Here is a 20,420-nt window from a genome sequence, read left to right on the forward strand (position 1 = left end):
ACACGGGCGATATCCGAGCGCCGCGCCGCCGGGTAAGTCCGGCCGCGCCGGTGGGACCGCGGTGCGCAGGCCGGCGGCGCGAGCCCAGCTCGCCTTGTCCGAAGACCGATGTGCACCGGCCTTACAGACGTTAGTGTCCTGCTTGTTCACGCAAACCGACAGCTCGGAGACACCATGAGCACAGGCGGCAAGCGAGACGAGGTCAGCCGGCGGCTCGCGCAGCGCTACCGGCAACTCGCCGATCTTCGCAGCAAGGGACTGCCTGCGGCCGTGGCATCCCGGTTCAGCGAGATCGAGGGCGGCACGCTCGGGACGCTCGTCTCCGTCCAGCTGTTCACCACGGTCATTCCGTTGATCATCATAGGATTCGACTATTTCTCGGGTTTCGCCGAGAACGCCAGTCCCGGCCTGCTTTTCAGTCGGGAGGTCGGCCTCGTCAGCCCACTGACCGACCGGGTGCGCGCTGCATTCGGAGAATCTTCGGCATTCCGGTCGAGTTGGACGTTCATCGGAGTCGCCGGCTTCCTCGTGTGGGGAATCCCCATGTCGATCACCATCGCCGGAATCTTCGCCAAGGCCTGGCGTCGGGAACAGTTCGGGCTGGGTCAGCGGCTGCTGCGCGGTGTCACGTGGTTCGTGCTGTACCTGATCATGCTCGCCACTCGTGAACTGATAGCAATCGACCACGACCACCCTGGTTCGTTCCGACCACTGCTGTTCCTGGTCGCCCTGGTGCCGGTGTGGATCTTCTGGTCGCTCACCCCGGTACTTCTCGTGCGCGATGGCGGCCGAGGCCTCAGATACCTCATGCTGGCCGGACTCGCCGGTGTGGTCATCAACGGGGTCGCGCTCCCGCTCGCAGCCCGGATCGCGTTCCCACCCTTGCTCCGCGGTTGGGAAGGCTTCGGCCCGATCGGGGTGGCAATGGCTTTGATGACTTGGTGCGGGGTGAGTGGCATCGGGTGGGTCTTGACAGCATGTGTAGGCGCGGTGCTGTGGGAGCGCGCCGCTCCACCCGACACTGTCATCGGGGCAGAAGCCGACCTGGACCCGGAGCTGACGGAAGACGCGTAGCGCCAACGCCCCCAATCGGGCTGGCGTACCGCCACGTGCAGCGTGTCGACAAGGTCGGCATCGCGGAACCGGCGATGGTCCGAGAACTCATCGCGAACGGCGCACGGAGTACCTCACCGGAAGGTGAGTTTGAGATGGGCAACCAGAGTAGCGGCATCGACCCGCCCGCGAGACGCGTAACCCACGTAGCCGTCCGGCCGGACGACGTACACCGTCGGGTCCGCCGCTGCGTAGGCCCGCGCGAAATCCCCTGTGCTGTCGCAGATCAGCGGCAGAACCGTGGTACGCCAAGCCGCATCGGGGTGCGCGATCAGGTACGTGTCGACGAGTCCGTGGCAGGTTTCTACCGCCTCGGCGACCACCTGCTCGATCGCCGCGATGACATCGTCGTCGCACCGCGGCCCGACGTAACAGAGCAACGTGTGCCGGCACCCGGCCAGCAGAGTGAACAGTCGTTGGGCCGGTACGACCGCGTCGCGGGTCAGTCCGCGTGCATCCGGAGCCCGAGTACCGGGTCGCGGCGCCGAGGCGTCGACGCCGGTGCCGATGATCGGGCTGCCGCCGTAGTCGATCAGCAACTGCGCCTCACGACGCATGACCTGCTCGGGATCGGTGGCGCCCGCACCGATGCCATGCCGGGCGTGGCGGACGGTGCGGCCCACCACGTCCTCCCCCACCGGACGACGTTCGGCGTCATAACTGTCCAACAATCCGTCGGCCGCAACGCCTGACACCGCCAGCGCGAGCTTCCACGCCAGGTTCTGGGCATCCTGGATCCCGGTGTTCATGCCCTGCGCTCCGGTCGGCGGATGGATGTGCGCCGCATCGCCTGCCACGAACACCCGGCCGCGACCGTAGGAGTCGACGATGCGGTGGCTGATGCGGAACACCGAGGACCATCGCAGATTCTTCGCGGTGGTGGGCTCCGGCGCGAGCCGGTCCAACACCGCCTGGATGTGGGCCAGCTCCGGCGTGCGCTGCCCCTGAAATCCGTGCTGCACATCGCCATTCGGCACCACGGTGAGTTCGTCGGGTACCAGCATCGACATCCGGTAACGCTTGCGGCCCGGCAGTGGAATACAGACCAGCAGATCGTCGGTCTGCCCAGCTGTCTGGTGCATGGCCCGCACGGTGTAACCGGGTGGCAACGACCAGTCCACCTCGACATCGCCGAGCATGTACTGTTCGTCGAACGTCGCCCCCTCGAACGACAGGCCGAGTGCCTTGCGCACCAGCGAATGTGCGCCGTCCGCACCGATCAGATACCGCGCCCGAGCAGTCTGCTGCGTCCCGTCGGCGTCGGTCAGCGTCATGGTGACCCCGTCGACGTCCTGCGCGAACCCGGTCAGTCGCCGACCGCTCTCAATCGCGACGCCGCGAGCCGTCAACTCCTCGCGCAGAATGCGTTCGGCCGCGTACTGCGGCAGCCCGACGAAGTGGAAAGGTACGTCGTCGGGCAGCGCCAGATCCAACCGCCCGACCTGCTCGCCATTGACGTAGGCGAGCTGACCGCGCAGCGGAACCGATGCATCGAGCACCTGCCGCAACACACCCATCCGTTCAAACAGTTCGAGCGTGCGGGGCTGAATGCCGACGGCCTTCGCATACTGCGGAGGTTCCAGTAGGGGGTCGACGATTCGACATCCGATGCCGTTGCGGGCCAGTTCGATCGCGGCGGTCAGACCGATCGGCCCGGCACCAGCGATGAGCACGTCCGTGTCGGTCACGCGGAGATTATGCGCCCGCATCAGCGACGTGTCGGCGGTTACCAGATTTCTGCCGTCACAACAGCGCGCGCTGCGGCTGACCGCTGTACTCGCTCAGTGGCCGGATCAGGGCGTTGGAGCCCGCCTGCTCGATGATGTGGGCGGTCCAGCCGGTGATCCTGCTCATCACGAAGATCGGCGTGAAGCTGGGAATATCGAATCCCATGAGGTGATATGCGGGTCCGGTCGGGAAGTCCAGATTGGGCTGAATTCCGGTCGCTGCCCGCATGCTCTGTTCCAGCCGGTCGTAGATTTCGAGCCATCGCTGCCCGTCACGAACGGCAGCCACCTGCTGCAGGGCAGCCTTCATGGTCGGTACCCGGGAATCACCGTTGCGGTACACCCGATGGCCGAAGCCCATCACCTTCTCTTTGCGGGAAAGCTTGCCGTGCAACCATTCCGCGGCGTGGTCAGCCGAGCCGATCTCGATCATGTCGCGCATGACAGCTTCGTTGGCCCCGCCGTGCAGGGAACCCTTGAGCGCCCCGATCGCCGCAGTCACCGCGCTGTAGATGTCGGACTGCGTCGAGGTGACGACGCGTGCCGCGAACGTCGACGCGTTGAAGCTGTGCTCGGCGTAGAGGATCATCGATTGCTCGAATGCCTTGACGATAACGGGATCCGGCACCTCACCGAAGCACATGTTCAGAAAGTTCTGGGAGTAACCCAGGTGCGCATGCGGTCCGATCGGATCGAGCCCGCGCCGCCGGCGCATGTCCGCCGCGACGATGGTGGGCAACACCGCGAACATCCGCAGCGCTTTGGCGTAGTTGGCAGCGGCACTGCTGTCGTCCTCGTCGGGATCCTCGGCACCCAGGTAGCTGATCGCGGTCCGCACCACATCCATCGGATGGCAGTTGTCCGGCAGCTTGTCCAGCAGCGACAGCAGCGACCGGTTCAGCCGACGCGACGCCCGTTCGCGCTGCTGGAACAGCGCCAACTCCTGATCGGTCGGCAGCTCGCCGTACCACAGCAGGTAGGCGACCTGCTCGAAGCTGCACCGCTCGGCGAGATCCTGCACGGGGTACCCCCGGTAGGTCAGCGTGTTGGTTTCCGACACCACCTTGGAGATGGCGGTGGTATCGACCACCACTCCCGCCAGCCCCTTGTGGATGCGGGGAGTTCCCGTATTCTCCTGCGTCGAGGTTGTCATGACCGTTCCCCCTGTACGACGAAGTTGTAGACGTCGGAATCGAATTGGCTGTAATCCGAGTAGCGGAGGAGCTCGTAGAGCCTGCTGCGGTGTTGCATGCGGTCCAGCAGCCCGGATTGCGTCCCGGCGGTGTCAATTTCGCGAAGGCCCACCTCGACGGCGTGCATCGCCAGGCGCAACGTGGTGACCGGGTAGATGACGACGTTGTAGCCGATATCGGCGAGCTGCCGTGCGGTGAGCAGATCGGACTTGCCGAACTCGGTCATATTGGCCAGCAGAGGCGTGTCGACCGCCGAGCGGAACTGCTCGAATTCGGCAGGTGTGCGGAGCGCTTCGGTGAAGATCAGGTCGGCTCCGGCATCGGCATAGGCCCTGGCCCGGTCGATGGCCGCGGAAATCCCTTCGATTCCCGCAGCATCGGTGCGCGCACAGATCACGAAGTTCGGATCGCGCCGCGCAGCGACGGCTGCACGCAGCCGCTTGACCATTTCCGCTGTCTCGACGACGGCCTTGCCGTCGAGGTGACCGCACCGCTTCGGATTGACCTGATCCTCCAGGTGAAGTCCGGCCAGGCCGCTGTCTTCGAGCTGCGTAACAGTGCGCGCAGCGCTCATCGGCTCACCGAAGCCGGTGTCGGCGTCAATCAGGGTGGGCAGATCCGTGACCGACGCGATCTGCGCCCCGCGCGTGGTGACCTCGGTGAGGGTGGTCAAGCCGATGTCGGGCAACCCCAGATCAGCCGAGAGCACCGCGCCCGAGACATACACACCCTCGAATCCGATTTCGGCGACGAGTTTGGCGACCAGTGGCGAGAATGCGCCCGGGAAGCGTTGTAATGTGCCGGATTCCAATCCCGCACGGAAACGTTCCCGTTTCTCGGCCGCCGAACTCGCCGACGCCAGCAGCCCGCTCATCTCAATCCCTCTCTCTTCGCGCAAGCGCTCATCTCAATCCCTCTCTCTTCGCGCAAGCGCTCATCGGAAAATCCCCGCGGGGACCACCGGAGCCTTGTCCAGCACCCGCGCGTCGACTCGCACGTTCAGCGCCCGCAGCCCGCCTGGCGTGATGTCGGCGACGCCAGCGACAGCGTCTAGGAATCGTTGCTGCTCTTCGGCTTCCACGACTCCGTCGGCGAGTTCGGTGAACTTCGCCACGTACTGTTCGCGTTCGAACGGCCGGGCGCCCAGCGGATGGGCGTCGGCGACGGCGAGCTCGTCGACGATCGTGTCACCGTTCTTCAATGTCACCACGGCCCGAGCCCCGAATGCTCTTTCGGCGGGGTCGGTGGAGTGATAGCGACGGGTCCACTCCGGATCTTCGACAGTGCTGATCTTGCGCCACAATTCGACGGTGTCGGGCCGATGCGCCCGCTCGTGGGCATAGGACCGCTCGTGGTGCCAGATGCCGTCCTGCAGCGCGACGGCGAAGATGTACATCACCGAGTGGTCCAGGGTCTCCCGGGATGCGTCGGGATCGAACTTCTGCGGATCGCCCGATCCGGTCCCGATCACCACATGGGTGTGGTGGCTGGTATGCAGTGTGATGCTGGCGACCTGGTCGAGATCGCCTCCCAAACCGAGCAAGCGCTCACGCATCCGGCGGGCCAGGTCGATCGGTGCCTGGCTCTGATACTCCGCCGAATGCTCCTTGGTGTAGGTGTCCAGGATGGCGCGCTTCGGTTCGCCCGGGCCGGGTAATGGCACGTGGTAGACGTGTTCCGGGCCGGACAGCAGCCACGCGATCACACCGTCTTCGCCCTCCCAGATCGGTGCCGGCGAGCCCTCGCCGCGCATCGCCCGGTCGACGGCTTCGATGGCGACCTTGCCTGCCCACGCCGGCGCGTAGGCCTTCCAGCTGGAGATCAGTCCCTTGCGGGACTGGCGGGTAGCGGTGGTCAGATGCAGTGCCTGGCCGATGGCCGCATAGATCGTCTCCGGGTCCAGGCGCAGCATGGTGCCCAAACCTGCAGCCACCGACGGTCCGAGGTGGGCAACGTGGTCGATCTTGTGTTCGTGCAGGCAGATTCCCTTGGCCAAGTCGACCTGCACCTCGTAAGCCGTCACGATGCCACGGATCAGGTCCGCACCACGCACTCCGAGCTGCTGCGCCACAGCGACCAGCGCGGGGATGTTGTCACCGGGATGGGAATACTCGGCGGCCAGGAAGGTGTCGTGGAAATCCAGCTCGCGCACCGCGACGCCGTTCGCCCAGGCGGCCCACTCCGCCGAGACCGTGCCGTCGACACCGAACACCGAGGCACCCTGGCGGGTCCTGTGGGCGAGAGCCTGGACGCGGGCGACCGTGACCGGGTGGCGGATGACCGATGCGGCCGATACCGCCGCGTTGTCGATGATGCGGTTGATCACCATCGCCTCGGTCTCCGACGGCACGGCAACCGGGTCCGCAGCTACCTCGGCAATCTTCCAGGCCAGGTGTTCATTGCGGGGGAAGTCTTCGGCGCTGCGCCGGGTTCGGACGTCGTGAACAAGCATAATTCGCACGGTACACAGAGCCAATGAAGGACGAAAGTACCTGTAAATGCGTAATTTTGCATCCTTTACCGGCTCAGCTTGCGAATCTTGTGTAACGCATAGGCGGTAGACTGAGCGAGGTGGCGAAGACATTCGCGGGCGCGCGACTGAGACGGCTCCGCGACGAGAAGGGCCTCACGCAGGTCGCGCTCGCGCGTGCTCTCGGACTGTCCACCAGTTACGTGAACCAGCTGGAGAACGACCAGCGTCCGATCACTGTCCCGGTGCTGCTCGCGCTCTCCGAACGATTCGATCTGCCCACGCACTACTTCGCGCCTGATGCCGACGCCCGGCTGGTCTCCGACCTCCGCGAGATCCTCACCGACGCGACTGCCGCACAGATCGAAGAGCTGGTCGCCCGGATGCCCGAAGCCGCTCAGACCGTGGTGAACCTGCATCGCCGCCTGCATGACGCGACGGCCGAATTGGAGACTGTGCACGGGAGGGCCAATCTCGACGTCCAGATCGGCACCCAGCAGCCCATGCCCTTCGAGGAAGTGCGCGATTTCTTCTACGACCGCCGCAATCACATCGACGTACTCGACCGCGCCGCCGAAGAGTTGTTCGCCGAGCACCGTCTGCGGATCGGCGGCCTCGACAGCCAGTTGGCCGAGCTGCTGTCAGCCGAATTCGGCGTCACCGTGGTCGTCGACGATGAGAACAGCCTGGGCCCCAACATAAAACGTCAGTACGATGCCGAGACCCGCACGATCTACCTCGCACGATGGTTGCTGCCCGGCCAGCGAGCATTCCAGCTGGCCACCCAGATCGCGTTGCTGTCCCATTCCGACCTTATCGACGCCGTCGTCGCCACCGACGACCAATTGAGTTCAGAGGCAAGGGATGTGGCACGGATCGGGTTGGCGAATTATTTTGCCGGCGCGCTACTGCTGCCGTACCGGATGGTGCTGTCGGCCGCCGAAGAGTTGCGTTACGACATCGATCAGCTCGCGCGACGATTCGAGGTCGGCTTTGAAACCGTCTGCCATCGCCTCTCGACACTGCAGCGCTCGGACGCGCGGGGCATTCCATTCATCTTCGTCCGCACCGACAGCGCAGGGAACATCTCAAAGCGACAGTCCGCCACGGCGTTCCACTTCTCACGAGTCGGAGGAAACTGTCCGCTGTGGGTCGTGCACCACGCCTTCTCGCGCCCCGGCGAGTACCTGACGCAGGTGGCCCAGATGCCCGACGGACGCAGTTACTTCTGGATCGCCAAGACCTCGACGTCGGCACCGAGCCGATACCTCGTTACCCGCAAGAGTTTCGCCATCGGCCTTGGCTGCGATCTCGCGCACGCCGACAAGCTCGTGTACTCGGTGGGTATCGATCTCGGCGATCCAGAGGCGACGGTGCCAATCGGCGCCGGTTGTCGAGTCTGCGACCGGCCGGCATGCCCCCAGCGCGCCTTCCCGTATGTGGGCAGGCCCGTTCAGGCCGACCCGCAGACCAGCAGCAACTTGCCTTACTCGGGTACCCTCTAGGGGCAGCTGGTTTGCTGGTGTGCCTCTTGGCTTCGAGCGGGACACCGGTATCGAGTGCGGCGACCACAAGGACGTGGCACGAGAGGGAACCCGGTGGAATTCCGGGACTGTCCCGCAGCGGTATGCAGGAACGACCGCCGTCAACGGCACTGGCCTCCGGGCCGGGAAGCGACGGCCACTAGGAGCACGTGAGTGCACGCCTGCGAGTCCGAAGACCTGCCAGCTGTACCGGGCGCGCCGCGTCCGGTGGTTCATCGCCTCGTGGAATGGGCAACGACCGAAGCGCAGCGTTCCTTTGAGGCAGGCTGCTGCATTTGGTTATGTCCGCCGGTGGTGGCCGTTCCGTCGCACCAAAGGACGTCGTCGTGAATCGCCTTGTGAAGCCGACTCTCAACACCATCGCGCTCGAGCTGGTCGCCGCGAACGTCGAGCGTGGCGTCGACTATGCGATGCATGAGGCGCACAAAGTGCTGCAGCTCTCCAAGGATTCCGGAATCGAAGGCCGCATCGGTCACATCATGATTCCCGGGATGATCGAGGAGGACGACGGCCGTCCTGTCGAGATGAAACCCAAATTCGACGTGCTCGACTACTGGTCGATGCTGCAACCGGAGTTGCCCGGCATTCGCGGGTTGTGCACGCAGGTGACGTCCTTCCTGGACAAACCAGCACTGCAGGCGCGGCTGACCGAGCTCATGGACGCTGGATTCGAGGGAATCACGTTCGTCGGGGTACCGCGGTCGATGAGCGACGGGGAGGGCGGGGGTGTTGCTCCGACCGATGCGCTGGCCCTCTACAGCGACCTGGTGCAGCATCGTGGCGCAATCTTGATTCCGACGCGGGACGGCGAGCAGGGTCGGTTCCGGTTCAAATGCGACCAGGGCGCCACCTACGCCATGACGCAACTGCTGTACTCGACTGCGATCGTTGACTTCTTGACCGAGTTCGCGCGTACCTGTGACCACCGGCCGGAGATCCTGCTGTCGTTCGGGTTCGTGCCGTCGATCGAAGCCAAAGTCGGACTGGTCAATTGGCTCATCCAAGACGCCGGCAACGCCACGGTCGCCGACGAACAGGAGTTTGTCCGGCGCCTCGCAGGCACCGAATCAGCACGTCGGCGGATGTTGATGCTCGATCTGTACAAGCGGGTGATAGACGGAGTCGCGGACCTCGGATTCCCGTTGAGCGTGCATTTCGAGGCCACTTATGGTCCATCAGCGCCAGCATTCGAGATGTTCGCCGCGATGCTCGATTACTGGGCGCCGGACCGCGTTTAGTTTCGCCAAACTCAACGCCCGCCCGTCGTGCCGCCGGTGACCCCTCCCACCGGCGGCACGCGGCAACCGCCCGCGGGTTAGTTAGAGCGCACCGCGGCCGCGGCGGCGACCAGATGCTGCAGTGAGGCAGTCACCTCAGGTGTGGTCCGCGTCTTCAGGCCGCAATCCGGATTCACCCAGAGCCTTTCGGCCGGAACGGATTTCAGCGCCTCACGCAGCGACGCGGTGATCTCGTCGACTCCCGGCACACGTGGTGAGTGGATGTCGTAGACGCCGGGCCCGACGCTGTTGGCGAAGCCGACATCGTTGAGGTCGGCGAGCACCTCCATGTGTGAACGCGCGGCCTCGATCGACGTCACATCGGCATCCAGGTCGGCAATCGCTCCGATCACCTCGCCGAACTCCGAATAGCACAGGTGGGTGTGGATCTGGGTCGAGTCGGCCACCCCGGAGGTCGACAGCCGGAACGCTTCGACCGCCCACCGCAGATATGCCCTCTTGTCCTTGGATCGCAATGGCAGCAGCTCACGCAGTGCCGGCTCGTCGACCTGGATGATCGCGATGCCTGCGGACTGTAGGTCGACCGTCTCGTCCCGGATCGCGAGCGCGACCTGGTCCGCAGTCTCGGCCAGTGGCTGATCGTCGCGGACGAAGGACCACGCCAGGATCGTCACGGGACCGGTGAGCATGCCCTTGACCGGCTTGTCGGTCAAGGACTGTGCGTAGGTGATCCACTCGACCGTCATCGGCTTGGGCCGAACCACGTCGCCGTACAGGATCGGCGGGCGCACGCACCGGCTGCCGTAGGACTGCACCCAACCGTTCTGGGTCGCGAAGAATCCGTCGAGCTGCTCGGCGAAGTACTGCACCATGTCGTTGCGCTCCGGTTCACCGTGCACCAGCACGTCCAGACCCAGTTGCTCCTGCAGCTTGACGACGTCGGCGATCTCGGCCTTCATCCGCCGCTCGTACTCCGCCGCATCGATCTTGCCGGCCCGCAGGTCGGCGCGCGCAACCCGAATGGCAGAGGTCTGCGGATAGGACCCGATCGTGGTGGTGGGCAGGGTGGGCAGCTTGAGCCGATCCTGCTGCGCCGCCCGACGCTGCTCGGCCGGCCCGCGCTTGGCACCCGAGGCAAGGATGGCCGAGATACGCGCACGGACCTGCTCATTGTTGAGCCGTGGATCGGACTTCCGCGATGCAATGGCCTCGTTGGACGCCGCGATCTCAGCCGAGATGGCCTCACGGCCGTCGTTCAGCCCGCGGGCCAAGGTCACCACCTCGGTGACCTTCTCGAAGCCGAATGCCAGCCAACTGCGCAGCGCCGCGTCGAGGCCTTCCTCGGCATCGAGGGTGTATGGCACGTGCAGCGTCGAGCACGAGGTAGAGACAGCGACGGCACCCGCAGACCCGGACAATGCGGCCAGTTTGCCCAGCGCACCTTCAAGATCTGTGCGCCAGATGTTACGGCCGTCCACCACGCCTGCGACCACGAGCTTGTCGGCGAGCTCGGGCACGGCCGCCAACGCCGTCGCCGAACCTGCGACCAGATCGATGCCGATGGCCTCGATCGGGGTGCGGGCCAGCGCGGGCAACGCATCCGTGAGCTCACCGAAGTAAGTAGCGACGAACACCGACGGCCGCTTGGTCAGCGCGCCGAGCCGGGCGTAGGTACGTTCGGCCAGCTCGGCTGCGTTGTCGAGAATGTCGGTCACCAGCACGGGCTCATCGAGCTGCACCCACGTGACACCCTTGTCGGCGAGCAATTCAAGCAGCTCCGCGTACACGTCGACGAGTTCGTCGAGCCGGGCGATCGGGGCACCTGCCCCCTGGACCGCCTTCGACAGAGCCAAGAAGGTGATCGGTCCGACGATCACCGGTCGCGCCGGGATACCCTGGGCGGCAGACTCTTCCAGCTCGCCCAGCACCTTGGCCGGGTTGAGGGCGAACGAGGTGCTAGGACCGATCTCGGGCACGATGTAGTGGTAGTTGGTGTCGAACCACTTCGTCATCTCAAGCGGCGCGATCTCGTCGTTGCCGCGCGCCGCCGCGAAGTAGCGGTCCAGCTCGTCAGTCACACCGGCCACCCGAGGTGGTAGCGCACCCACCAGTACCGCGGTGTCGAGCACCTGATCGTAGTAGGAGAAGGTGTTGACCGGGACCGAGTCCAACCCGGCCGCGCCGAGCGATGCCCAGGTGTCTCGGCGCAGAGTGGCGGCGACGGATTCCAGTTCGGCGCGGTCGATACGGCCGGCCCAGTACTTTTCGACTGCGCGTTTGAGTTCCCGATTCGGGCCGATGCGGGGGGACCCGAGGATGGTGGCGGTGAAAGGTACAGCGGTTGTGCTCATGACGACGTCCTCAACGTGCGACGGGAGGGTCACCGCCAGGAGGCGTCGAGCCGAGCGCGATCACCCGCCACGAGTGAACCGCATTCGGCCACTGCCCATTCCGCGAGGCGATGAACCACCGGGCGCGGCGCGCCCGGTACAGCTGGCAGGTCTTCGGACTCGCAGGCCCGCACGGGAGTTCGTGCACCTAATGGCCGTCGCTTCCCAGCGGCAGTTGCCTGCATGCCAGTGCTGATGACGGCGGTCGTTCCTGCATACCGCTGCGGGACAGTCCCGGATTCCCACCGGGTTCCCTCTCACGTCGCACCTGTGTGAGCGTGCGGCGTTCGATGTCGACACGGGCCTGGACCAGTGCCGACAAACCAGCTGCGTGACTCAGACTACCCGTTGCCGGGTCGCGAGCACCGATCACCGAGGCATCGCGGCCTCGATCTTGTCGACGATGTCGGCGGCCTGGGTAACCGACGAGCCTTCCGGTTTGCAGGCCTGAACGTCCATGACCAAGTTGGCGGCGACCGCCAGTGCACGCTGGCAGGCCCGGGTCTGGTCGCCGTTGACGCGGGTGAACGGCATGCTGAGCTCGGAGTCGGTCTTGGTGAGGTCACCGCTCGTCCACCTCGGCAGCGGTTGACCGTTGAGGGTGATGTTCACGTGGTGGTTGGTGCACTTCGACCAGCGGTCCGCCGACTGATCCAGGAAATCGGTGGCATCCTGCGCCGAGGGGAAGATGACCACCGACTGCACCACCAGGTTGTTCCAGTCGTCGCCGTCGGGCGCACGCAGCAGCACCTGCCGCATGGCGGTCCACCTGGTGCCGTAGATGGCGGACTCGTCGACCTGCCAGGCGCCGAGGCAGTTCAGATTGGGCAGTAGGTTGCGGTGGTCGCCCATTTCGGTGACCGGCGGGTGCGCCGTCATGTCGGTGGTCCCCATCAGGGCATTGACTTGATCGGTCGTGAGCAGCAGCCCCTCGAGCGCAGACTTGGGCACGTCCTTCGGCGGCCCCTGGGACTTGTCGCCGTTGCCGGCACAGGCAGTTGCCAGCAGCACAAGCATGAGCAACGAAATCGCAAGCCGGATCACGGTTGTCCTTACCGAAGGCGCGCCCGAGCGCGCTGAGTGAGCAAATGTCGAACATGGCGAATGCCGGCGGTGAAGCGGGTGTCGGATGAACTCCGTCAGGCGTGCGTGCCCGCGGCAGCGCAGGCCATCTGCGCGTTACTGGCATCGTTGTTGAGTTGCGTGGCCGTGTCATTCAGCGATTGGCCACCGGTGCGCAGTCCCATTTTCAGCAGAAGCTTGGTGGCCCCGAAGGACCATGACCGCATCGGGTTGGCGATGTCCGGCGAAAGTCCCGGTGTGCCGGCCGCATTCATCGCCGTTCCGGCGGCTTCCCGCAGCGCGGTGCGACCGCTGGTGTTGGTGGTGCTGATGGTCGGGTCCCCGTAGTCGGGGCGCTCCAGGCCTTCGATCGAATCCGCGAAGTCGCCGTAGTACGTCGATGCGGAATCCAAGGCGTTGGCGAACTGCGAACAGGCCGTGACCGCCGGGGCGCCAGGGTCATCCGTGGTGTCGACCGGCATGGACACCGGACCCGCGGCTGGTGCACCCGCGGTGACCGGAGGCAAGTCGGGAACGGCAGGGGCCGCCGGTCCCGGGGCACTCGACGCGTCCCCAGGGTCCGCGACCGCAGCGGGCATGCCTGCCAACCCGATGCCGAATGCGATGAGCAGCGACGCAAATCCCCGCTCGTACATCTGTGACGACCTCAACGATTCCTCCGTCTATACGTTCACAATTGGACGCCTGACGTCCCACACAGTTGATCGTTGACATGTCTGAAAAGTGAACGTTCGAACAATCGATCACATCCGTATGTCATCCGTCCCGTGTTCCTGCGAACTTCCTGTGAGCTTCCTTCAGATACGTTATGTGCCAATGGAAGTGACAATCCGCGCGGATGCCAAGTGGATGGAATTGAGGCCCGAACCGTTGGCCGCTCGTTTACGGCCCGGAAACTCGACCCGTCCATGATTCGACGCGACAAATCCCCGGCATCACGGAGGATCACAAGTTCGACGTCGATCCCCGGTTTCAACCACGAGAGGCGCAATAACCCGCATGTCGAATCGTTTAGCCATCCTGGCTGCTGCCTGCATGTTGGCCCCCGTAGCGGTGGCACCCCTCGCGTCGGCCGACCCACCGCCTGACCCCGCCGCTGCGGCGGCCGATGCTGCTGCCGCGCCTGCGCTGCCTGCCCCGCCCCCACCGGACACCGGCGCCGTTCCTTCCTCGCCTCCCGGAGTGCTCGACACCCCGGACGGCTGGCATGTAGCGGTGGCCGGGTCCAATGAGAGTCTGCTGCCCGTGGCACCGCTGACCACCGCGGTGTCGTCGCGCGAGTACCTCGTCGGAGGCACTTTCACCGGAAACGTCACGGGCGGCGGCAAGACGAAGCTCACCGGCGGAACGCTGGAAGCCGGAACCCAAATCGGTTGCGGCATCATCAGCGACGAGACGGAAATCAACCCGAGCCTCAGCTTCACGCCCGGTATCAAGATTCCGTTCACCGGCGCTGGGGGCGACGTCAACGCCGGTACCGGCATCAGCTTGCAAGGCAAGGTCTACCTCAAGCCGGGCACGGTCACCATCGTCCCGATCGACAAGAAGTCGTTCAAGGGCACGGGAACCCGCGTGACCATCACGGGCGTCCGTATCAAGTTCGATCAGTGCGCCGGTCAGTCGTTCATCCGTACCTACGCAACGCTGACAAGTTCCACGGACAACACCGACGACGTTGTCACGTATCTCGGCGTGACCAAGGCCGTCTGACCGCGGCCCGGAAACGACACCGCCGATGATTCGCCACGACATCGATCGCTCGGATTCGCTACCCACGAGAGGCACAAGTTCCCGCATGTTGAATCGTTTTGCCACCCTGGCTGCTATCTGCATGTTAGCCCCGGTAGCGGTGGCTCCCCTCGCGGCGGCCGATCCGCCGCCGCCACCGCCTGACCCGGCGGCTCCGGCCGACGCCGGCCCCCCGCCGGACAACGGACTGGTCGCCTCCGCCGAACCGGGCATCGTCACGACTCCCGACGGGTGGAAGCTCACGGTGGCCGCGACCAACGAGAGCCAACTGCCGGTGGCGCCGCTGACCACCGCTGTGTCCTCTCGCGAATACCTTGTGGCGGGCACGTTTACCGGCACCGTCACCGGCGGCGGATCCACTTCGCTGACCGGCGGCACTTTGGACACCGGCTACCAGATCGGTTGCGGTATCGAGCTGGGTCAGGTCCGTCTCATCGGATCGATCGGCCTGAGCACCTCGGGTTCGACGCTGGCCGGCATCATTCCGACCGGTGTCAGCATGCCGCTGTCGGGCACGCTGGAGATCCATCCCAAGCCCGGTACCGTCACCAACGTCTCGGTGGACAAGAAGTCGTTCAAGGCTGCGCCGGTGCGCGTCACGCTGAAGGACGTCCACATCAAGATCGACGGGTGCATGGGACAGTCCTTCCTGCGCTCCTACGCCACCCTGACGAGTTCCACCACCGACACTGATGACGTCGTCGCGTACTACGGCGTCACCAAAGCAGTCTGACGGTCAACTGTGAAGGCGAAACACCAAGGCGCGAGGGCAAACTCCGGGCAAGCATCAGCGGTCAGGAATGCGACCGCCGCCCTCACCGCAGTCGGGCTGTTCGCGTTCGGGGCAGCGGTTGCCTGTTCGGCAACCGCTGCCGCCGACCCCGGACCGCCTCCTGACGTCCCAGGTTCTCCGGGTGCCCCCGTCGCGGCCGCCCCGGTCCCGGAACCGCCTCCGCCCGGCCCGACGATCCCGGTCGTCGGCGCGCCACTCGGACCGACGGGACTATCGGTTCTGGCCCAAACCGGTGACGAATCTGCGCCGGGCAAGTTGGGCGTTCCCAACGGAATCGACCTGAGTCCGGGCGGTCTGCTCGGGCAAAACTCGGCACCGTCGGCGCCGGGCGGGCCACCACCGGCCGACGCTCCGAACCTCAGGGCATTCAACAACGGCAACTTCTTCCCGCAGAACGAGAAGCCGTCGGCACCCGGTGAGGGCACCGTGGTCGGCGTCCCCCCGGGTGAGGAGAACTCCGACATCTCCGGGCTCAACTGGCTTCGGCAGATCCGCACGCTCTACCGCAATGGCAACCTGCACGGCGGGATGCTCGGGCAGGTCCCCAAAGAGCAATTGGGCGAACCGCTTCCGGGTACCGCACCCCCGCCGGGTACGAATATTCCACCGGGACTCGTCGAGAATCTGCCGGACCCGGCGAGTCCTGCCGGACCGCCACCAGCGCCGGGGCCGGGAGCACCGGTCATCCCGCCGCCACCTGGCACACCACCGGCACCGTGAGGCGTTCGGGCAGTGTTTCGGGGTTTTCCCCTGACGCTGCCCGAAACGCTTATGCTGGATACCGCGTACGCAGTCCAGCTCCCGGGAGGCCGCGATGTCGCTCGGACCGAGACGTCTCATCCTGACGGTGGTCGCTGCCGCCGTTGGCGTATCGCTGGGCTACGCGATCGCCGCCGCCGATCCCAGGGCAGGCACTCAATCGGCCGCCGACATCGTCGACGACCTCACCGCCCAGGGATACCAGGTCCAGATCAACTGGGTCAGCGGCGTCAGCTCCGAGCCACTTTCACGCTGCAAGGTCACCGCAATTCACAATCCCGACCGTTCACCGGGCACCACACCGGCCAATACCACTGTGTACGTGGATGTCTCGTGCCCCAACGAGGCCGACGATTCGTCGGTGTCCGGCGGCATCGGGATCGGATTCGGCTGACCGACTGTCCGAAGCTGGCGTCAGAACGCGCCCGCGTTGGGCGCCGTAGTGGTCTGATACGGATTGGACATGGTGGTCGTCCCGGGAGCCGTGGTCGTGGCCGGCTGCTCCCGCTCTTCCTCCGAAGACGTAGACGGTGCCTGAACCGACGGAGGCGGGGCATCAGACGTGGTGACAACGCTGGTGGAGATCGAATACGAAGCGGTGGTGGAGCTCGTGGACGGCGTAGTCGGGATGGTCGTCGTGGTCGAGGCAGGCAGATCGCCGGGCGCGAACGACCCGCTGGATTGATGTGTGGTGATGACGACTGCCACCACCAATGCCACTAACGCGACAATCCCGCCGATCCCGGCCAAGAACACCGCCGTCGGGCGTTCGTGCCACGGCACCGATTCCAACGCTTCGTTGTGATGATCTGTGTCCAACACCGGTCAGAAAATCCCATCCGCGCCGCGGACACCGTTGTCGGCCAACATCATTTCATTATCGGATACGCACCCGAGGCGTGCAGCACGCGGGTACCGAACCCTATGGTTTCCTCGCCACCCGAGGTCGCTGCGAAGCACGGATAACGAGATCTACAGGTCCAGCAGCGCCAGCTCGGGTGCCTCGATGAGGTTCCGCAGCTCGACCAGAAAGGCGGCGACCTGCGCCCCGTCGGCGATCCGATGGTCGAACGCACAGGTCAATGCCATGGTCGGACGGGCCGTCACGGTCCCATCGACCACCACGGCCCGCGGCTTGAGCGCTCCCATACCGAGAATCGCCGCCTCCGGGTAGTTGATCACCGGCACGCCGTCGTCGAGGCCGAGCGCACCGTAGTTCGACACCGTGAATGTCGAGCCCGTGAGTTGCTGCGGCTGCAACGATCCGGCCCGCGCACTGTCGATGAGCCGCGAAACCGTCTGGGCAAGTTGGCGCGTGGTGAGGTCGTGGGCATTGCCGACGACCGGTACCAGCAGGCCCCGCGGTGCGGCCACCCCGAACCCGAGGTGCACAGCGGCATGCTGATGGATGCGGGGATGCTCGTCGGTGACCACCCACGTCGAGTTCAGGATCGGATGACGACGCAGCGCGATGACAAGCATCCGCAACGTCAACACGAACGGGGTGACGGGCGGTGCGTCGTCCGCGGCCGCGAGCCTGTCCCGTAGCGCAAGCAGCGCCGCGCAATCCACCTCGACGCGCGCATGCGCGTCGGGTATCTCACTGTGGGCCAATGTCATCCGACGAGCCATTTCGGCCTGCACGCCCCGCACGTCGAGGAGTTCCGCGCCACCGGCGGCAGCCAGTACGTCGTCGCGGGTGATGATCCCCTCGGGACCGGATCCGGGTGCCAGCGCAGTGAGGTCGACGTGCAGTTCGGCAGCGAGCTTGCGCACCGGTGGTTTGGTCCGCGGCCGTTCGGATTCCGGTGCAGACGCACGACGCCGGCTGGAATCCATGGTGTCGTCGGCACCATAGCCGACCAGGACCGGTTTGCGTGTCGTGCTGGTGCCGTTCGTCGCCGCGGCCACCGGCGCGGATTCACTGGTCTCGATCCGCGCCAGCAGAGCCCCGACGGCGAGCGTGTCCCCTGCGGCACCACCGAGTTCGAGGACCTGTCCCGCATAAGGGCTGGGGATCTCGACCTCGGCTTTGTTGGTTTCGACGGTGCACAGTGTCTGGTTCAACTCGACGGTATCGCCGATGGACACATTCCAACTGGTGATGGTGGCGTCCTGCAGCCCCTCACCGAGATCGGGAACCAGGAATTCCCGGTTCACGGCTGCCCCATTGCACGCTCGACGCAATCGAGTAGCCGGTCCACGCCCGGCAACCACAGCTTCTCCAGCCGCGCCGGCGGATACGGCGTGTCAAAACCTGTGGCGCGCAACACCGGCGCTTCGAGGTCGTAGAACAGTTCCTCGGCGATGCGCGCAGCCAGCTCGGAGCCGAACCCGAGCGTGCGCGGACCCTCGTGCATCACCACCGCACGTCCGGTGCGGCGGACCGAGGCGGCTACCGTGTCGAAATCCAGTGGGTTGAGCGTGCGTAGATCAATGATCTCCAGGCTCCAGCCACGTTCGGCGGCCAGATCCGCGGCGTTCAGTGCCGTCGCGACGAGTCCGCCGTAGGTGATCACGGTGACGTCGGTTCCGGTGCGCCGCACCGCTGCCCGCCCGAGTGGCAGCCCCGGGGTGGCGGTATCGACGGCTTCGCGCGCCCAGTACCGACGCTTCGGTTCCAGGTAGATCACCGGGTCCGGACAGGAGATCGAGTGTCGCAGCAGCCAGTACGCGTCCGACGGCGTGGCGGGCACCACCACCTTGAGCCCAGCGGTGTGCAGCCAGTAGCTCTCGGTGGATTCGGAGTGATGCTCGACAGCACCGATCCCGCCGAACGACGGAATGCGTACCGTCACACCCAGACTGACATCACCATGGGTGCGAGTCCGGTATTTGGCCAAATGGCTGACGATCTGATCGAAGGCCGGGTAGCTGAACCCGTCGAACTGGATCTCCGGTACCGGAGTGAACCCGCGGATCGCCATTCCGACCGCGATACCGATGATGGCCGACTCGGCCAGCGGTGTGTTGAAACACCTTTCAACGCCGAAGGTGTCGCTCAAGCCCTCGGTGACCCGGAACACCCCGCCCAGCGTTGCGACATCCTCACCGAACACGAGCACGCGGTCGTCGGCAGCCATCGCATCATGCAAGGCTCGGCTGATCGCCTGCACCATCGTGAGTTCGGTGGTGGCCGGGACCGGCCTCAGGATAGGTTCCCAGGGCTCCGGCGAATCACCCTGCGCGGCGGGCCGGTCGATGATTTGTGTCATCACGCCTCCTTCGCCAACTCAGCCAGCAGCTCATCGCGTTGGCGCGCCAGCTCCGGCGTGATCTCGGCATAGACGGTGTCGAACAACTCGGCAGGATCGTGATCCGGTCCGCCCACGATCGCCTCGCGCAGTTCAGCGCACAAACGATGCGATCGTGCGGCGACCCGCTCCTGCAAGCGCTCGGTGTACACCCCGACGGATTCCAGATATGTGCGGTAGCGGGCGATCGGATCACGGGCCGCCCAGTCCTGCACGTCGTCGGCGGACCGATAGCGGGTGGGGTCGTCGGATGTGGTGTGCGGACCCATCCGGTAGGTGATCGCCTCGATCAGCGTGGGTCCGCCACCGTGGCGGGCACGTTCGGCGGCCTCGGCCATCACCGCGTAACAGGCCAACACGTCGTTGCCGTCGACACGGATGCCAGGCATGCCGTATCCGATGGCCCGGTGTGCGATGGACGGTCCGGCCATCTGCTGACAGACCGGCACCGAGATGGCCCACTGGTTGTTCTGAACGAAGAACACGCACGGCGCCTTGAACACCGACGCGAGGTTGAACGCCTCGTGCGCGTCGCCCTCGCTGGTCGCGCCATCACCCATGAAGGCGACCGTCACCGAGTCCTCGCCGAGCCGCTGAGCGGCCATCGCTGCACCCACCGCGTGTAGACCGTGGGTGCCGATCGCGATCGCGATCGGGGCGACGCAATGGTTGGTGAATTCGAGGCCACCGTGCCAGGCGCCGCGCCACACCGCACCGACTTGCCCCGGGGTGATACCGCGCAGCAGGAAGGCGCCGATCTCCCGGTACTGCGGGAACAACCAATCGGTTTTGCGCAGGCAGGCCGCTGCGCCGATCTGCGCAGCCTCCTGGCCGCGGCACGACGCGTACAGCGCGAGTTCGCCCTGGCGTTGCAGGTTGATGAACTCGGTGTCCAGGTCGCGGGTGACGACCATCGACTCGTAGAGCCAACCCAGCGTTTCGGGCGGCAGATCACGGCTGTAGCGCGTCTCAGATGTTGGTGACCCGTCAGCCTCAACCAGCCGCACCGGGTCCAGATCGACGCTCTGCGGCGTCGCATATGGCTCAGCCATACCGCCTCCTGTTCGGTGACGGCATGTTCCGCCGTCAGTCCGCGAGGTGCTCAGC

18 protein-coding genes and 2 riboswitches are annotated in these 20,420 nt (G+C 65.5%); of the genes, 7 read left to right on the forward strand and 11 right to left on the reverse strand.

Going from position 1 to position 20,420, the window contains the following annotated elements; genetic code table 11:
• Positions 1-174 precede the first annotated feature (174 nt).
• Complete coding sequence (locus tag H276_RS0107360) at positions 175-1,074, forward strand: hypothetical protein (protein ID WP_019970658.1); 900 nt, start codon at positions 175-177, stop codon at positions 1,072-1,074.
• 113 nt (positions 1,075-1,187) lie between these two features.
• Here the strand turns inward: H276_RS0107360 and H276_RS0107365 are convergent, their stop codons facing one another.
• Genes H276_RS0107365 through prpD form a run of 4 tightly spaced genes read right to left on the reverse strand, consistent with a single transcriptional unit; the run spans position 1,188 to position 6,485 of the window.
• Entirely contained in the window at positions 1,188-2,801 is a 1,614-nt protein-coding gene (locus tag H276_RS0107365; RefSeq protein WP_019970659.1) for an FAD-dependent monooxygenase, read from the reverse strand.
• A gap of 55 nt (positions 2,802-2,856) precedes the next feature.
• Positions 2,857-3,993: a bifunctional 2-methylcitrate synthase/citrate synthase gene (locus H276_RS0107370; protein ID WP_019970660.1), complete on the reverse strand. Its 1,137-nt coding sequence runs from the start codon at positions 3,991-3,993 to the stop codon at positions 2,857-2,859.
• A complete protein-coding gene (gene prpB / locus H276_RS0107375) occupies positions 3,990-4,907 on the reverse strand; it encodes a methylisocitrate lyase (RefSeq protein WP_019970661.1) in 918 nt (305 codons plus the stop codon). The genes H276_RS0107370 and prpB overlap by 4 nt, the downstream gene beginning before the upstream one ends.
• Positions 4,908-4,967: 60 nt before the next feature.
• On the reverse strand, positions 4,968-6,485 hold the full coding sequence (prpD, locus tag H276_RS0107380; protein WP_019970662.1) for a 2-methylcitrate dehydratase PrpD: 1,518 nt from the start codon (positions 6,483-6,485) through the stop codon (positions 4,968-4,970).
• A 110-nt stretch (positions 6,486-6,595) separates the two neighbouring features.
• On the opposite strand from prpD, the gene H276_RS0107385 reads away from it, so the two are divergent.
• Positions 6,596-8,008, forward strand: a complete 1,413-nt coding sequence (locus tag H276_RS0107385) for a short-chain fatty acyl-CoA regulator family protein (protein WP_155942997.1) — start codon at positions 6,596-6,598, stop codon at positions 8,006-8,008.
• A 41-nt stretch (positions 8,009-8,049) separates the two neighbouring features.
• A riboswitch (cobalamin riboswitch) is annotated at positions 8,050-8,247 on the forward strand.
• 126 nt (positions 8,248-8,373) lie between these two features.
• Complete coding sequence (locus tag H276_RS0107390) at positions 8,374-9,285, forward strand: mycobacterial-type methylenetetrahydrofolate reductase (RefSeq protein ID WP_026356691.1); 912 nt, start codon at positions 8,374-8,376, stop codon at positions 9,283-9,285.
• Between the two features lie 77 nt (positions 9,286-9,362).
• Here the strand turns inward: H276_RS0107390 and metE are convergent, their stop codons facing one another.
• From metE to H276_RS0107405, 3 genes are all read right to left on the reverse strand, one after another.
• A complete protein-coding gene (metE, locus tag H276_RS0107395; protein WP_026356692.1) occupies positions 9,363-11,636 on the reverse strand; it encodes a 5-methyltetrahydropteroyltriglutamate--homocysteine S-methyltransferase in 2,274 nt (757 codons plus the stop codon).
• A gap of 126 nt (positions 11,637-11,762) precedes the next feature.
• Positions 11,763-11,972, reverse strand: a riboswitch (cobalamin riboswitch).
• Positions 11,973-12,044: 72 nt separating this feature from the next.
• Entirely contained in the window at positions 12,045-12,719 is a 675-nt protein-coding gene (locus H276_RS0107400; protein ID WP_019970666.1) for a sensor domain-containing protein, read from the reverse strand.
• A 95-nt stretch (positions 12,720-12,814) separates the two neighbouring features.
• Positions 12,815-13,393 (reverse strand): hypothetical protein, encoded by a 579-nt coding sequence (locus tag H276_RS0107405; RefSeq protein ID WP_019970667.1) that lies wholly within the window; start codon positions 13,391-13,393, stop codon positions 12,815-12,817.
• A 364-nt stretch (positions 13,394-13,757) separates the two neighbouring features.
• Between H276_RS0107405 and H276_RS0107410 the strand changes: the two genes are divergently transcribed.
• The 4 genes from H276_RS0107410 to H276_RS22685 all read left to right on the forward strand — a co-directional run bounded on the left by H276_RS0107410 (position 13,758) and on the right by H276_RS22685 (position 16,453).
• A complete protein-coding gene (locus H276_RS0107410) occupies positions 13,758-14,468 on the forward strand; it encodes an MspA family porin (RefSeq protein WP_026356693.1) in 711 nt (236 codons plus the stop codon).
• A gap of 85 nt (positions 14,469-14,553) precedes the next feature.
• Complete coding sequence (locus H276_RS0107415; RefSeq protein ID WP_026356694.1) at positions 14,554-15,240, forward strand: MspA family porin; 687 nt, start codon at positions 14,554-14,556, stop codon at positions 15,238-15,240.
• Positions 15,241-15,249: 9 nt separating this feature from the next.
• On the forward strand, positions 15,250-16,020 hold the full coding sequence (locus tag H276_RS22680) for a hypothetical protein (protein ID WP_019970670.1): 771 nt from the start codon (positions 15,250-15,252) through the stop codon (positions 16,018-16,020).
• A gap of 94 nt (positions 16,021-16,114) precedes the next feature.
• Positions 16,115-16,453, forward strand: a complete 339-nt coding sequence (locus H276_RS22685) for a hypothetical protein (RefSeq protein WP_019970671.1) — start codon at positions 16,115-16,117, stop codon at positions 16,451-16,453.
• 20 nt (positions 16,454-16,473) lie between these two features.
• Here H276_RS22685 and H276_RS0107430 read toward each other — a convergent pair whose 3' ends face one another.
• The 4 genes from H276_RS0107430 to pdhA form a co-directional block, all read right to left on the reverse strand.
• Positions 16,474-16,881, reverse strand: a complete 408-nt coding sequence (locus H276_RS0107430; RefSeq protein ID WP_019970672.1) for a hypothetical protein — start codon at positions 16,879-16,881, stop codon at positions 16,474-16,476.
• A gap of 150 nt (positions 16,882-17,031) precedes the next feature.
• The gene (locus H276_RS0107435) at positions 17,032-18,219 is read right to left on the reverse strand and encodes a dihydrolipoamide acetyltransferase family protein (RefSeq protein WP_019970673.1); all 1,188 of its coding nucleotides are present in this window, start codon (positions 18,217-18,219) and stop codon (positions 17,032-17,034) included.
• A complete protein-coding gene (locus H276_RS0107440) occupies positions 18,216-19,274 on the reverse strand; it encodes a transketolase C-terminal domain-containing protein (protein ID WP_019970674.1) in 1,059 nt (352 codons plus the stop codon). The genes H276_RS0107435 and H276_RS0107440 overlap by 4 nt, the downstream gene beginning before the upstream one ends.
• The gene (gene pdhA / locus H276_RS0107445) at positions 19,274-20,365 is read right to left on the reverse strand and encodes a pyruvate dehydrogenase (acetyl-transferring) E1 component subunit alpha (protein WP_019970675.1); all 1,092 of its coding nucleotides are present in this window, start codon (positions 20,363-20,365) and stop codon (positions 19,274-19,276) included. The genes H276_RS0107440 and pdhA overlap by 1 nt, the downstream gene beginning before the upstream one ends.
• Between the last annotated feature and the right edge of the window lie 55 nt (positions 20,366-20,420).

Origin of the sequence: Mycobacterium sp. 141 (assembly GCF_000382405.1) — a bacterium.
Lineage (GTDB): Bacteria > Actinomycetota > Actinomycetes > Mycobacteriales > Mycobacteriaceae > Mycobacterium.